Here is a 13,776-nt window from a genome sequence, read left to right as displayed (position 1 = left end):
ATTCCTCTGGCGCTTTCGCGCGCGTGCATGTGGGAACGCGCCTACAGTCCCATCCCGGCACGATGCGGCGTTTGCCTGCGGCTGTTCATGGCGCTTCATGTGCGTCTTCATGTGGGTATTCCTGGGCGTCTTCATGTGCGTCTTCATGTGCGTCTTCATGTGCGTCTTCATCGGCGACGCATAAGCGCGGCTTCACTGCCGATTTCCGCGCAGTTTTTTCCTGCGGCGATGCCTACAGTTTTTGCTGGAGGAATTCGAGGAAGCAGCTGATGCGCTGGGCCAGCTGCGTGTTGCGGTAGTAGACCGCGTGGATCTGCTGGCGGTAGCCAGAATTGAACTCGGCGAGCAGCGGCACGAGCCGGCCGCTGGCGATGTCGGCGCGCGTCATGAAGTCGGCCAGGCACGCGATGCCGTCGCCAGCCAGTGCAAGGTGGCGCAGCGTTTCGCCGGACGATGCGGCCAGCGCGGGCGTGATGGCGAGGCTGTCGCCGGCGTCGTGCCGCAGGGGCCAGACATTGCCCTGCTCGTACTGGACGAAGCCGAGCAGCGCGTGACCGGCCAGGTCGCCTGGCGTTACCGGCGTGCCATGCCTGGCCAGGTAGGCCGGACTGGCAAGCACGTGCAGGGGACTGGAAGTCAGTGGCCGCGCATGCAGCGTGGAATCGTTCAACGTGCCGATGCGGATGGCAATGTCGGTACGGTGCTCGATGAGGTCGGCAATGCGGTCGTTCGAGGTGAGCTCGAGCCGGATTTCCGGATACAGCGCGCGAAATTCGGCAACATGCGGGACGATGCCATGCAGCATGAACGGCGAGGCCGCATCGACGCACAGGCGGCCGGCCGGTTGCTGGCGGCGTATGCGGATGCACTCTTCGACTTCTTCCAGCGAGGCCAGGATGCGGCGTGCCCGGTCCAGGAACAGCTGGCCCTCCTCGGTCAACTCCATGCGGCGCGTGGTGCGCGTCAGCAGCGAAGTCTGCAGCTTGTCCTCGAGGCGGGCCAGCGCACGGCTGACGCCCGAAGTGGTCTGTCCCAGGTGGACCGCGGCGGCACTCAGCGAACCGCTGTCGATCACGGCCACGAAAGTCAGCAGGTCGTCCGAGTTGATGTCCATGCACGCGATTATAAGAAACAGGCAAGGAACAGGCTAGGAACAGGCGGGGAACAGGCGCGAACAGTGGGGAAGGCGGTTGCCGTGCCGCGGAAACAACTCGGCAATTAAAAATTTTCCTTGACCTTCCGTCAAGCGTCAGCTCTGCCCTTGTCATGGGCGCGCTGCCTGCCAGGCCGGTACCTGCACATTTCATAGATGAAGGAACCAGCCGGGTAGCGGGGCTATATTGACAATGTTGGCAACATTGCAAACTTATATTTTTTTCAGGAATGGAAGTTACGAATGGAAGTTGCAAATGGAAGTTGCAACGAGGGTGCAACGCTGCCGACAAGAGCTATCACTTCGCAACAACCAACGAGTCAAGGGGTATATCGATGAAGAAAGCTTTATTCAGCAAGGTGGCAGGTTCCCTGCTGCTCACCGCAGGTCTGCTTGCCTCTGGCGCTGCGTCCGCTCAAACACTCACTTTCAACGCCGACGGCAACGCGGACTTCTCCGCCTTGCATACATGGTCCGCCGCCAGCAATATCGACACGTATCTGTTCGAAGTCGACACGACTTCCTGGGCTTCCGGCACCGCCGTGGTGGGACGCACGGCGATCAATGGCGCCCGCCAGGCAAACTACGCCATCACCGGCATCCAGTTCTTCTGGCAAGCCGGCGATGGAACCCGTACCGACCTGGACACTGTCTTCACCACCGATGGAGGCATCGAATTCTATCCAGTGGCATCGCTGGATGCCGGCATGTACGGGTTTACAGTCACCGGTAACACGCTGGTAGCGAACATGGGTGGCGCTTACGCCGGCACCCTGAACCTGGCCCCGGTCCCGGAGCCCACCACCTTTGCGATGCTGGGCGTCGGCATCGGCCTGCTGGCCTTCTCGGCCCGCCGCAAGACCGACGACAAGCTGGGCTGATCCGCCCGGCACGAAAGCACAACCGCGTCGATCTTTCGGCCTGGGCTATCACCGCGTCGGTCGGGTGAATAAAAACGACGGTTGATTTTGCTTTGCAAACAAGGCCGGAATCCAATGGAAACATGGATTCCGGCCTTTTTCGTTTATTCGGCGACCCGGCTATTCAACTACCCACCAACGTCGATTAATCGAGCGCGATAAGAATCCGTCTCTGACGGCGATTGAATGAATTGTTCAGGTTAATGAATCATTGACCGCGTCTTGTCTATCCAGTCGAATATCATTCGGGTTCGGCATCGCAATTACATCGTTTCTGGCTGCACCGCTATCTGCGTATTTTCCCCGAAACGGCCGATTCAACTGCGCGCCGTGCCGATGCCATTCGGCGCCGAACGCAGCGTGGGCCCATCCACCAGTATCCGGAAGGCACGCCCTCCCGTGGTACGCGGCAGCGCGGCATGCGCAAGCCGGCGACGCGCTGGCGGCGCCGATCAATCTCCGGCCCTGGTGCGCGATTATATCGGCGAGGTGTTGTGTGTCCCCGTCGTGAAAAACCAATAAATTGGAAAAGGCGCACGCCGGCGTCCAAGTTTTTGGACGAATTGGCGCCTTGTGTTTTTTTACAACCACAAATGACCGGCCGGGCTTGTATTCGTTATCGGTTCGTATAAGATTCGCGTTTTACCAATCAAAAAAAGGAAATCGCATGTCGAGACAAAAGACCGCGCACTATTCGCACTTCTTCATGGCGATGGTGGCGCTGCTGTTCGTGATCACGGGCGTCCACGCGCAAACGAAGCCGAACGTGATGATCCTTGCCACCGGCGGCACGATCGCCGGCACGGGCGCCACGAGCACCACCACGGTCGGCTACACCGCCGCTACCGTCGGCGTGCAGCAACTGATCGCCGCAGTGCCGGAACTGGCGAAAGTGGCCAACGTCAAGGGCGAGCAGGTATTCCAGATCGCCAGCGAAAGCATGACCAACGAACACTGGCTGACGCTGGGCAAGCGTGTCAACGCCCTGCTCGCCCAGTCCGACGTCGATGGCATCGTCATCACCCACGGTACCGATACGATGGAAGAAACCGCCTACTTCCTCGACCTGGTGGTGAAGAGCCGCAAGCCGGTCGTGCTGGTCGGCGCCATGCGCCCTTCGACGGCACTGTCGGCCGATGGCCCGCTGAACCTGTACAACGCGGTGATCGTTGCCGGCAGCCGTGAAGCGGTTGGCAAAGGTGTGCTGGTGGCGCTCAACGACCAGATCCACTCGGCGCGCGACGTGACCAAGACGAATACCTCGACCCCCGACAGCTTCAAGACGCCGGAACTGGGCTTGCTCGGCTACCTGCAGGGCGGCAAGGCCTTCTTCTACCGCGCCTCGACCCGCAAGCACACGTTCGAGAGCGAGTTCGACATTTCGAACATCGCCACGCTGCCCCAGGTCGATATCGTGTACGGCTATGCCAACATGAATCCGGTGGCACTGGATGCCTTCATTGCCGCGGGCGCGAAGGGCATCATCCATGCGGGCGTCGGCGACGGCAGCCTGGCTGCTCGCGTGAAACCCGCGCTGATCGCCGCGCGCAAGAAAGGCACCCTGATCGTGCGCGCCAGCCGTGTCGGCCAGGGCATCCTGGCCCGCAATGGCGAAGCGAACGACGACGAACTCGACTTCGTGGCCGCCGATACGCTGAGCCCGCAGAAAGCGCGCATCCTGCTGATGCTGGCCCTGACGAAGACCAGCAACACCGCTGACATCCAGCGCATGTTCTACACCTACTGATGGTCACTGGCCGGCACCGGCAGATGCGTCGATGCCGGCCGTTGCAGCCATCTCAAGGCGCCAGGAGCGATGCGCGGGCGGCCGCCACGACCGCCTCGCCCAGCCGCTCGAGCGCCGGGGATTGCACGCGCCAGGCGTGCCAGTACAGCGGCACGTCGGTATGCTTTCCCGGCGCCAGGTCGAGCAACGCTCCCGCCGCCACCGCATCGCCCACCTGCTGCGACGGCAGCATCCCATAGCCGAGTCCCAGTTTCACGGCATCCAGGAACGGATCGCTGGCCGGCACATGGTGGACCGGATAACTGCCGGGTAACAAACCCAGTTCAGCCTGGATGAAGTCCGCCTGCAGGCGGTCCTTGCGGGAGAACACCACCACCGGCGCCTGCCGGGCGGCGTTGCGTTCGAAGCCATCCGGAAACCAGCGCGCGGCGAACGCGGGCGACGCCAGCATGCGGTAGCGAATGATGCCCAGCGGCTGGACGGTGCATCCGCGCATCGCCGTGGGCTCGCTGGAAACGCCGGCGACCGCTTCCCCCTTCTCCAGCAATCCATACGTATAGTTCTGCTCGTCCAGCACGATATCGAGCGTGACACGCTCGCGCTGCAGGAAATCGGCGATTCCCGGCAATAGCCAGGTTGCCAGGGTATCGTTATTGACGGCGATCGGAATCCGCAGCGAGGCCGCCGACTCGTCGCGCAGGCCGGCAAGAAACTCTTCTTCCAGCAACCTGCTGCGGCGCAGGTGCACCAGCAGGCGCTGGCCGGCGGCGGTGGTACGGCAGGGCCGGCTGCGGATCAGCAGCGGCGAGCCGAGCGCCGATTCCAGCGCCGCGATGCGCTGCGACACTGCCGATGGCGTGACGTTCAGCTGGGCCGCCGCCGCATCGAAACTGCCGGTTTCGGCTGCAGCCAGGAATGCTTCGCAATGCCGCGTATCCATCGCATCCTTAGTTTTATTAATGAAACCTGAATTATATTAACTGAGCTTCAGTTTTACCCGGACTTTCGTGACAATGGCCACCTTCACGGAGGACGAGATGACGACACAGGTATTCTTGAGTGGCTTGGGCCTGGGCGCCAGCCTGATCATGGCGATCGGTGCGCAAAACGCCCATGTGCTGCGCATGGGCGTGCAACGCAGCCATGTGGCATTGACGGTGGCCGCCTGCATCGTGATCGACATGGCATTGATCGGCGCTGGCGTGGCCGGCGCGGGAGCATTGATCGAGGGCTCGCCATGGCTGATGGCGCTGGCGCGCTGGGGTGGCGCGGCGTTCCTGGCATGGTACGGCTTGCGCAGCTGGCGGCAGATGCTGTCGGCAAACCGGCTGGACATCGGTGCTGCCGCCACGCCGCGCACAGCCACCGCCGCGCTGGCCAGCGTGCTGGCGATGTCGCTGCTCAATCCGCATGTGTACCTGGATACCGTTGTGCTGCTGGGCTCGATCGGCGGGCGCTATCCGGCGCTGGAACGCACCGCGTTCTCGGCCGGTGCGATGACGGCGTCGCTGCTCTGGTTCAGCGTGCTGGGCTTTTGCGCCGCCCGCTTCGCCGGCGTGCTGGCCCGTCCGGCGGCATGGAAGTGTATCGAAGCGCTGACGGGTGCGGTGATGCTGCTGCTGGCCGGCAGTCTCGTCGCGGACGGCCTGGCGGCGCTGTAAGGTGGCTTGCTCGCCAGGTGCCAACGCGGGCGCCAGGCATCCGGAGCGCGCCACCAGCCGCGAATCGGCTAGCTTTGCCGGTGGCCGCACTCCGTGCAGAACTTGGTACCCGGTTGCAGCAGCGTCGAACAGGCGATACACGCCACCTGCTGCGCCATCTTGTAGCCGCATTCCGGGCAAAACTTGGCGCCATGCGTTTCGGCCCGGCACTGGGGGCAGACCAGTTGCATGTCCTGCCGGACGTCGTGGCGCGTGCCGCGGCTTTCGCCTTCCGTATCCGCGCGCTCGGCCGCGCTGCGCACTTCCCCTTGGGCCCGGGCCCTGGTGATCGCCACCTGCACGTTCGGCGCGCAATTGAAGCACAGGCCAGCGGCGCCGTCGAAGCATGGCGCGCACACATAATCATGGCAATTGCCGCAGCGGTTGAAGTGCGCCTTGGCGTCGGCGATCGCTTCCTTGAAGGCATCGTCGCGGGCGCTGTGCCAGCCGGCCTGCGCCATGCCGCTGACGACCGTGCTGGCATTGCCCAGCAGGCCGCCGAAGATGCTGGCGCCCTTCTGGATCCAGCCGGATGCCTGGCCGCTGCGATAGGGCTTGTAATGGGTACGCCAGCGGTCGCTGCAGCGTTCGCAATAAAACTCGAACTGGAAACCGGCATCGACGCCGGACGACTGGCTCAGGTCCTGGTAATTGCTGGAAAACCGGATTTCCGACATGACACCTCCGAAACAGAAGCGTGTCATTATAACGACGACAACTATTTATGGGTAAGTATTGTTGTAGCAGTGATACTCCATCAGCGATGGAATCTTGGCGAGCACAGCACCCGCAGGATGGTCGTGCGGTCGAGCTGGCGCTGTTCCATGTACCGGATGGCGCCGTCGATGCCTTCGCTGTCGCACAGGCGCAGCGCTTCCTCGATGATGGCGGCGGTGGCCGCGTCGCTGCGCGAAACCTGTTCGCGCTCCGCGTGTTCGTCGTGCATTGCATACCTCGTTGATGGCCGGCGCGCACCGGCAATTCCAGCATGGCGCCGGACATATCCTGCACGCGCAACGGCGGTGTTTCGATGGTGAGCAAATGTGAACGACCGGCCGGAAAACAAGGCGGATACTGGCGGGGACGGGGTGACTGGCCTGCCCAGCTGGGTTCGAACCAGCGACCTACGGCTTAGAAGGCCGTTGCTCTATCCAGCTGAGCTATGGGCAGAAAGGGATTCCGCGGGAATTCCGGAAGGGTTGCCGGTACGGGATTGTTACTGACTGGCGAATGACCGCCGGCCGCATGATCGGAACCGGCCACCGGCAAGGAAAAGCGGGCTGCCGCCCGCTGTCGGAGCAAAATGATAACCGCTCGGCACCGCGAGCGTCAATCGACGGCCGCGGTCCCTGCGGGGAATCAGCCGGAAATCAGGCGGCGTTGGCCTGCGGCACCTCGACCTTGTCGGCGATGCGGCGGGCGAAATTTTGCGCCTGGGTCGCATCGCGCGCTTCGACCATCACGCGGATCAGGGGCTCGGTACCGGATGCGCGGATCAGCACGCGGCCGCTGTCGCCCAGTTCACGCTCCACGAGCTCTTTCTCGGCCACCATCGCGGGATTCTTTTGCCAGTCGAAGCCGGCTGGCACGCGCACGTTGATCAGCGTTTGCGGGAACAGTTCGATCTGGCCGGCGATCTGCGCCAGCGTCTGGCCGCTGCGCTTCAGCGCGGACAGCACCTGCAGCGCCGAGATGATGCCGTCGCCCGTGGTGTGCTTGTCCAGCGCCAGCAGGTGGCCACTGCCCTCGCCGCCCAGGATCCAGCCTTTTTCCTGCATCACTTCGAGCACGTAGCGGTCGCCCACCTTGGCGCGGGCAAAGCCGATGCCTTTTTCCTTGAACGTCACTTCGAGGGCCATGTTCGTCATCAGCGTGCCGACCGCGCCCTTCACTTCGCCGGTTGCCAGGCGGTCCATCACCATCACGTACAGCAGCTCGTCGCCGTTGTACAGGCGGCCGTTGGCGTCGCACATGATCAGGCGGTCCGCATCGCCGTCCAGGGCGATGCCCAGGTCGGCATCGTGCGCCAGCACGGCGGCGGCCATCGCCTTCGGTGCCGTGGCGCCATGGCCTTCGTTGATGTTGAAGCCGTCCGGCTTGTTACCGATCGAAATCACCTCGGCGCCCAGTTCATGGAACACGTGCGGCGCGATGTTGTAGGCGGCGCCGTGGGCGCTGTCGACGACGATCTTCAGGCCGCGCAGGTCCAGCTCGTTCGGGAAGGTGCTCTTGCAGAATTCGATATAGCGGCCCTGGGCATCTTCCAGGCGCTTGGCGCGGCCCAGTTTTTCGGACGGGACGCAAGCCATCGGCTGGTCGAGCTGCGCCTCGATGGCCAGTTCGACGGAATCGGGCAGCTTTGTGCCCTGCTCGGAAAAGAACTTGATGCCGTTGTCCTGGAACGGATTGTGCGACGCCGAGATCACGACACCGGCCGACAGCCGCAGGGCGCGCGTCAGGTAGGCGATGGCGGGGGTAGGCATCGGACCGGCCAGCATCACGTCCACGCCTGCGGCCGCGAAGCCTGCTTCCAGCGCCGCTTCCAGCATATAGCCGGAAATGCGCGTGTCCTTGCCGATCAGGACGGTGGGGCGGGCGGCGCCGCCGGTCACCGTGCGCGCCAGCACCTTGCCTGCGGCATAGCCCAGGCGCATCACGAAATCCGGCGTGATCGGCGCTTCGCCGACCAGGCCACGGACACCATCGGTCCCGAAATATTTACGTGCCATGTTGTTCTCTTCAGTTAGTGTTCATTTAGCTGGCGTTCAGTTGCCATGCGCTGCGTACCATACCTTCAATGCGTCGACCGTCTCGGCGACGTCGTGCACGCGGACGATGCCGGCACCGTGGGCCACGGCGGCCAGCGCGCCGCCGATGCTGCCGGCCAGACGCCCTTCGACGGGTTTGCCGGTCACGGCACCGATCATCGATTTGCGGGACAGACCCGCCAGCAGCGGGACGCCGAGTTCGCCGATGAGGCGCCTGCCAGCCTTGAGCAAGGCATAATTATGCTCGACGGTCTTGCCGAAACCAAACCCTGGATCGATCCAAAGTCGACGCCGGTCAATACCGGCGGCCGTCAGCGCGCCGATCCGTTCACGCAGGAATGCGGTCACTTCCAGGACGACATCCTCATAGGCAGGTTTATCCTGCATTGTTGCAGGTTTGTCAAGCATGTGCATGATACAGAGCGCGCAGTCGCTGTCGCGCACGGCCTCGATCGCGCCCGGCGCGCGGAAGGCATTGATGTCGTTGATCATGTCCACGCCGGCCAGCACGGCTTCCTTCATCAGCGCCGGCTTGCAGGTGTCGAGCGAGACCGGGGTTCCGCAGTCGCGCAGCGCATACAGCACCGGCAGCACGCGGCGCATCTCTTCTTCCGCCGGCACCACGGGCGCACCGGGGCGCGTCGATTCGCCGCCGACATCGATGATGTCGACGCCATCGCGGACCATCTGCTCGGCATGCGACAGGGCATAGTCGAGCGCGGCAAACTTGCCGCCATCGGAAAACGAATCGGGGGTGACGTTCAGGATGCCCATCACGAGGGCCCTGCCGGCGGGCAGGCGATGATGGCCAAAGGGGATATGAGTCATACGCAGGTAAGAGGCGGCGGTACAGGTGGGCGACCGGGAAGTACGGTTGAAACAGTACAGATGACAAGGCAAAGCGGAAAAACAAAGGGCGAGGATCGCTCCTCACCCTTTGGTCACGGCATCGGCGGCGGTATTACGCCGGCGCGGTGGCGTTCGGCGAAGGCGACGACGGACCGTCGCCGTTCGGCTGCTTGCGGATCGTGACGCCGGCCTTCGGCGGGCGTGGCTCGTTGCCGGCCATGATGTCGTTGATCTGGTCCGCGTCGATGGTTTCCCAGTCGAGCAGCGCCTTCGTCATCGCCTCGACCTTGTCGCGGTTTTCATCCAGCAGCTTGCGCGCCAGCGCGTACTGCGTGTCGAGGATCGCGCGGATCTCGGCATCGACCTTCTGCTGCGTGGCTTCCGAAATCGTCTTGTTGCTGCCGCCCAGGAAGCCTTCGTTCGCCTCGTCCTCGTAGACCATCACGCCCAGCGAGTCGGACATGCCGAACTTGGTGACCATCGAGCGGGCCAGCTTGGTGGCGCGCTGGAAGTCGTTCGACGCGCCGGTGGACATCTGGCCGACGAACAGTTCCTCGGCGATACGGCCGCCGAACAGGATCGAGATTTCTTCCAGCATCTTGTCCTTGTAGCCCGAAATCCGGTCGTGTTCAGGCAGCTGCCAGGTCAGGCCCAGGGCCCAGCCGCGCGGCATGATGGTGACCTTGTGCACCGGATCGGCCTTCGGCAGCAGCTTCGCGACGACGGCATGGCCGGACTCGTGGTAGGCCGTGTTGCGGCGTTCCTCTTCGCGGATCACCATCGACTTGCGTTCCGGACCCATGAAGATCTTGTCCTTGGCATCCTCGAAATCGGCCATGTCCACCAGGCGCTTGCTGCGGCGTGCGGCGAACAGCGCTGCTTCGTTAACCAGGTTGGCCAGGTCGGCGCCGGAGAAGCCCGGGGTGCCGCGGGCCAGGATGTCGGCCTTCACGTCGGTGCTGATCGGCACCTTGCGCATGTGCACGTTCAAGATCTGCTCGCGGCCGCGGATGTCCGGCAAGCCCACCGAGACCTGGCGGTCGAAACGGCCCGGACGCAGCAGCGCCTTGTCGAGCACGTCGGCACGGTTGGTGGCGGCGATCACGATGACACCGGACGATGCCTCGAAGCCATCCATCTCGACCAGCAGCTGGTTCAGCGTCTGTTCGCGCTCGTCGTTGCCGCCGCCCATGCCGGCGCCGCGGTGACGGCCGACCGCATCGATCTCGTCGATGAAGATGATGCACGGCGAGTGTTTCTTGGCATTCTCGAACATGTCGCGCACGCGGGACGCGCCCACGCCGACGAACATTTCCACGAAGTCGGAACCGGAAATCGAGAAGAACGGCACTTTCGCTTCGCCGGCGATCGCACGGGCCAGCAGCGTTTTACCGGTACCCGGAGGGCCCACCATCAGCACGCCGCGGGGAATGCGGCCGCCCAGTTTCTGGAACTTGGTCGGATCGCGCAGGAAGTCGACGATCTCCGTCACTTCTTCCTTGGCTTCGTCGCAGCCGGCCACGTCGGAGAACGTGACGGTGTTGTTGGTTTCATCGAGCATGCGGGCCTTCGACTTGCCGAACGAGAATGCCCCGCCCTTGCCGCCGCCCTGCATCTGGCGCATGAAGAAGATCCACACACCGATCAGCAGCAGCATCGGGAACCACGATACGAACACTTGCTGCAGGAACGACGGTTCTTCCGGCGGACGCACGTCGAAACGCACGCCGTTGTCGCGCAGGTCGCCGATCAGGCCGCGATCGAGGTAGGTGGACGTGGTGCGCACGCGCGTATCGTCCGTTTTCGTCGCGGTGATGGTGCTGCCCTCGATGACGAGGTCCTTGATGCGCTTCGCCTTGATCTCATCCAGCAGGTCGGAATACGCGATGGTCTTGCTGCCGCCGGAGATGCTGTGGTTGTCGAATTGCTTGAACAGCATGAACAACAACAGGGCTACGACAACCCAGATGGCGGATTTGGAAAACATGTTATTCACGAAAACTCCTTGGATGCTCGCGCACCTGTTACCTGTAGCAGAAATTCGATTTTACCCGCATTAGGCCAAAGCGTGCTACAAGGCGGCCTAAAGGTGCGCGAAACGAGCCGCGCACGTATCAAAACATCGAAGCCGGCCCGGAATCGGCGGGGGCCACGGCCCGGACGACACACAAATCATGACGCCCGCGCTCGATGTGCGGCTTTCGGCGCCAATTACAAGCCCATCGCGCAATATTTCGCGCATTTTCGGCGCTTGCCGGCAGGACTTCCGCAAATCGCCACCGGTCAGTTTTGCGCCGGATGCTTCAAGCCGCGGCCGAGCAGAAAGATTTCCGAGGATTTAACGCGGCTGGCTTTCGGCTTTTTCTGCGCGACGGTCTTGAACTCGTGGCGGAATTTTTCGACGATCTGCGAGAAACCCATGTCCTTGAAGCATTTCACCAGCAATGCCCCGCCGGGTTTCAGGTGCAATTGCGAGAATTCGATGGCCAGGTCGATCAGGTCTTCCATCCTCGCCGCATCCGCCGAGGCGATACCGGAAAGGTTGGGTGCCATGTCCGACAATACCAGGTCGACCTTCCGGCCCTGCAGCAGTTCGGCCAGCTGGTCGACGCTGTCCTGCTCGCGGAAATCGCCCTGGATGAAGTGCATGTCGGCAATCGGTTCCATCGGCAGGATATCGAGGCCGATGATGGTGCCGTTGATGCCGCCACCCTCCTTGCCGGCCAGCTTGCGCCGCACGTACTGGCCCCAGCTGCCGGGCGTGCAGCCCAGGTCGACGATCACCTGGCCCGGCCTGACCAGCTTCTCGTCCTCGTCGATCTCCTTGAGCTTGTAGGCGGCGCGCGCCCGGTAGCCATCCTTCTGGGCCGCCTTCACGTAAGGGTCGTTAATATGGTCGTGCAACCAGTTTTTGTTTAATTTGTTCTTTGCCATTCGCGTAGAATACTGCCTTTAAGAGAACTACCTATAAACCATTATGTTGAATCTGACCCCTGTTGAGCGCAGCGCCCTGCGCGCAGAAGCCCACGCGCTCAAGCCCATCGTCCTCATTGGGGAAGCCGGCCTGACCGAGGCCGTGATGAAGGAAATCGAGCTGGGACTGGATTCCCACGGCCTGATCAAGGTCCGTGTCTTTGGCGACGACCGCGAAGCCCGCATCGAAATGTACGAAACCATTTGCGCACAGCTGGAAGCGGCTCCCGTGCAGCACATCGGCAAACTGCTGGTGCTGTACCGTCCAAAGAAGGAAGCCGAGAAGACCCGTACCGCGAAAACCGGCAAGGGCATGCGCATGGTCACCATCGTCAAGCCCAGCGCCAGCGGCACCAAGAAGCCCTCCGTCAGCAAGGTCATGCTGAAGGGCAACGAGCGCGTCACCGAAGGCGGCACCATCAAGCGTGCCAAGAAGCGCCAGACCAGTACCAAGAAAAACGTCGGCTGAGCTGCCTGACCACCACCAAAGCGGGCAATGCCCGCTTTTTTTTGTCCGAAGCCGTGAGTAAACAGTGCCTGGAAAACAGGGTCCGTCCCTATTTTCAGGGGGCGCCCGACGACGGAAGATGGACCAGCTTTGATAGGCAATGTTTCTTGAAAAATGGGGTACGTCCCCATTTTTTTGGAAACTACTGCTTCAGGATCAGCCAGCCCGCCAGGAAGCTCTGGACGAGGTAGATCACGCTGGAGATCCCGTGCAGCATGCCGAAGCGTGACCTGGCGGCCGATTCCATCACGCCGCCGGGGCCGGCCGCGGCGCGCAGTTCCGCCATCATCGGCTGCAGGCCGAAGTGGCTCACCACGGTGCACAGCGCCATCGCGGCCACCAGCGCCAGCATGGTGCGGCGGCGCGCGGGCGTCCAGTCCGGCGTCGCGAACTTCAGCAGCACCAGCAGCGCCAGCGCGCAACCCAGCGACAGCATCGCCTCGGCATGGAACATCGCGCCGGCCAGCGTGCCCGCCAGCGCGCGGTCCGGCAGCGTCGCGAACAGCGTCGGCGCGACGAGGTAGCCGACAGTCCACAGGCTGCCGGCCCACGCCACCGCGACCAGCAGCCGTACCCTGGCCAGCAGCATCACACGTAGTGGACTTCGAGGATTTCGTATTCGCGCGGGCCGCTCGGCGCCTGCACCTCGACCACGTCGCCGGCCGACTTGCCGATCAGCGCGCGGGCGATCGGCGACGTCACCGACACCTTGTTGACCTTGATGTCGGCTTCATCGGTGCCGACGATCTGGTAGCTGACCTTCTGGCCCGATTCGAGGTCTTCCAGGTCGACGGTGGCACCGAACACCACGCGGCCTTCCGCATCGAGGGTGGCCGGGTCGATGATCTGGGCGCTCGACAGCTTGCCTTCGAGCTCGGCGATGCGGCCTTCGACGAACGCCTGGCGCTCCTTGGCGGCATCGTATTCGGCGTTTTCGGACAGGTCGCCATGCGAACGCGCCTCGGCGATCGCGTCGATGACGATACGGCGTTCCTTGGTCTTCAACTGGTGCAGTTCTTCCTTCAGGAGTTCGGCGCCGTACTTGGTGAGTGGAACAGAATTCATGTCTCGTCTCTTGGGTAATTGAAAAAGCACAGAGCCCGCGCCAGGGAGCGCGGGCTCTGTAGGTTTACGTGTGATTTACATTACTGCGAAGGC

14 protein-coding genes and 1 tRNA gene are annotated in these 13,776 nt (G+C 62.9%); 4 read left to right on the top strand and 11 right to left on the bottom strand.

Annotated features, from left to right (window positions below; all coding sequences use genetic code 11):
- Positions 1-232: 232 nt before the first annotated feature.
- The gene (locus tag OU994_RS12715) at positions 233-1,114 is read right to left on the bottom strand and encodes a LysR family transcriptional regulator (protein ID WP_281611031.1); all 882 of its coding nucleotides are present in this window, start codon (positions 1,112-1,114) and stop codon (positions 233-235) included.
- 269 nt (positions 1,115-1,383) lie between these two features.
- Between OU994_RS12715 and OU994_RS12710 the strand changes: the two genes are divergently transcribed.
- The gene (locus tag OU994_RS12710) at positions 1,384-2,034 is read left to right on the top strand and encodes an FxDxF family PEP-CTERM protein (RefSeq protein WP_307731885.1); all 651 of its coding nucleotides are present in this window, start codon (positions 1,384-1,386) and stop codon (positions 2,032-2,034) included.
- Between the two features lie 745 nt (positions 2,035-2,779).
- A complete protein-coding gene (locus OU994_RS12705; protein ID WP_281611630.1) occupies positions 2,780-3,820 on the top strand; it encodes a type II asparaginase in 1,041 nt (346 codons plus the stop codon).
- Between the two features lie 52 nt (positions 3,821-3,872).
- Here OU994_RS12705 and OU994_RS12700 read toward each other — a convergent pair whose 3' ends face one another.
- Positions 3,873-4,760, bottom strand: coding sequence for a LysR family transcriptional regulator ArgP (locus OU994_RS12700; protein WP_281611029.1), 888 nt, complete (start codon positions 4,758-4,760; stop codon positions 3,873-3,875).
- A 97-nt stretch (positions 4,761-4,857) separates the two neighbouring features.
- Between OU994_RS12700 and OU994_RS12695 the strand changes: the two genes are divergently transcribed.
- The gene (locus OU994_RS12695; protein ID WP_281611028.1) at positions 4,858-5,481 is read left to right on the top strand and encodes a LysE/ArgO family amino acid transporter; all 624 of its coding nucleotides are present in this window, start codon (positions 4,858-4,860) and stop codon (positions 5,479-5,481) included.
- 68 nt (positions 5,482-5,549) lie between these two features.
- On the opposite strand, the gene OU994_RS12690 is transcribed toward OU994_RS12695, so the two are convergent.
- The 7 genes from OU994_RS12690 to OU994_RS12660 form a co-directional block, all read right to left on the bottom strand.
- Positions 5,550-6,197: a zinc ribbon domain-containing protein gene (locus OU994_RS12690; protein WP_281611027.1), complete on the bottom strand. Its 648-nt coding sequence runs from the start codon at positions 6,195-6,197 to the stop codon at positions 5,550-5,552.
- An 80-nt stretch (positions 6,198-6,277) separates the two neighbouring features.
- The gene (locus tag OU994_RS12685) at positions 6,278-6,466 is read right to left on the bottom strand and encodes a hypothetical protein (RefSeq protein WP_281611026.1); all 189 of its coding nucleotides are present in this window, start codon (positions 6,464-6,466) and stop codon (positions 6,278-6,280) included.
- 147 nt (positions 6,467-6,613) lie between these two features.
- Positions 6,614-6,690: transfer RNA gene (locus OU994_RS12680), tRNA-Arg, on the bottom strand.
- Positions 6,691-6,890: 200 nt separating this feature from the next.
- Positions 6,891-8,249: a phosphoglucosamine mutase gene (glmM, locus tag OU994_RS12675; RefSeq protein ID WP_281611025.1), complete on the bottom strand. Its 1,359-nt coding sequence runs from the start codon at positions 8,247-8,249 to the stop codon at positions 6,891-6,893.
- A 36-nt stretch (positions 8,250-8,285) separates the two neighbouring features.
- Entirely contained in the window at positions 8,286-9,062 is a 777-nt protein-coding gene (folP, locus tag OU994_RS12670) for a dihydropteroate synthase (protein ID WP_373922588.1), read from the bottom strand.
- A 187-nt stretch (positions 9,063-9,249) separates the two neighbouring features.
- On the bottom strand, positions 9,250-11,133 hold the full coding sequence (gene ftsH, locus OU994_RS12665; protein WP_131146579.1) for an ATP-dependent zinc metalloprotease FtsH: 1,884 nt from the start codon (positions 11,131-11,133) through the stop codon (positions 9,250-9,252).
- A gap of 287 nt (positions 11,134-11,420) precedes the next feature.
- Positions 11,421-12,071: an RlmE family RNA methyltransferase gene (locus tag OU994_RS12660; RefSeq protein WP_281611023.1), complete on the bottom strand. Its 651-nt coding sequence runs from the start codon at positions 12,069-12,071 to the stop codon at positions 11,421-11,423.
- A 43-nt stretch (positions 12,072-12,114) separates the two neighbouring features.
- Between OU994_RS12660 and yhbY the strand changes: the two genes are divergently transcribed.
- A complete protein-coding gene (gene yhbY / locus OU994_RS12655; RefSeq protein ID WP_281611022.1) occupies positions 12,115-12,579 on the top strand; it encodes a ribosome assembly RNA-binding protein YhbY in 465 nt (154 codons plus the stop codon).
- 181 nt (positions 12,580-12,760) lie between these two features.
- Here yhbY and OU994_RS12650 read toward each other — a convergent pair whose 3' ends face one another.
- Together OU994_RS12650 and greA are read right to left on the bottom strand one after the other, a co-directional pair.
- Positions 12,761-13,207 carry a DUF4149 domain-containing protein gene (locus tag OU994_RS12650; RefSeq protein WP_281611021.1) on the bottom strand — a complete coding sequence of 149 codons (447 nt, stop codon included), beginning with the start codon at positions 13,205-13,207 and terminating at the stop codon, positions 12,761-12,763.
- Positions 13,207-13,683, bottom strand: a complete 477-nt coding sequence (gene greA / locus OU994_RS12645) for a transcription elongation factor GreA (protein ID WP_130185134.1) — start codon at positions 13,681-13,683, stop codon at positions 13,207-13,209. The genes OU994_RS12650 and greA overlap by 1 nt, the downstream gene beginning before the upstream one ends.
- Positions 13,684-13,776 lie beyond the last annotated feature (93 nt).

It is taken from the genome of Pseudoduganella sp. SL102, from assembly GCF_027856995.1.
GTDB classification, from domain to species: Bacteria; Pseudomonadota; Gammaproteobacteria; order Burkholderiales; family Burkholderiaceae_D; genus Rugamonas; species Rugamonas albidiflava.
The sequence above is the reverse complement of the archived record's forward strand: the minus strand, read 5'-3'. Positions and strand labels throughout refer to the sequence as shown.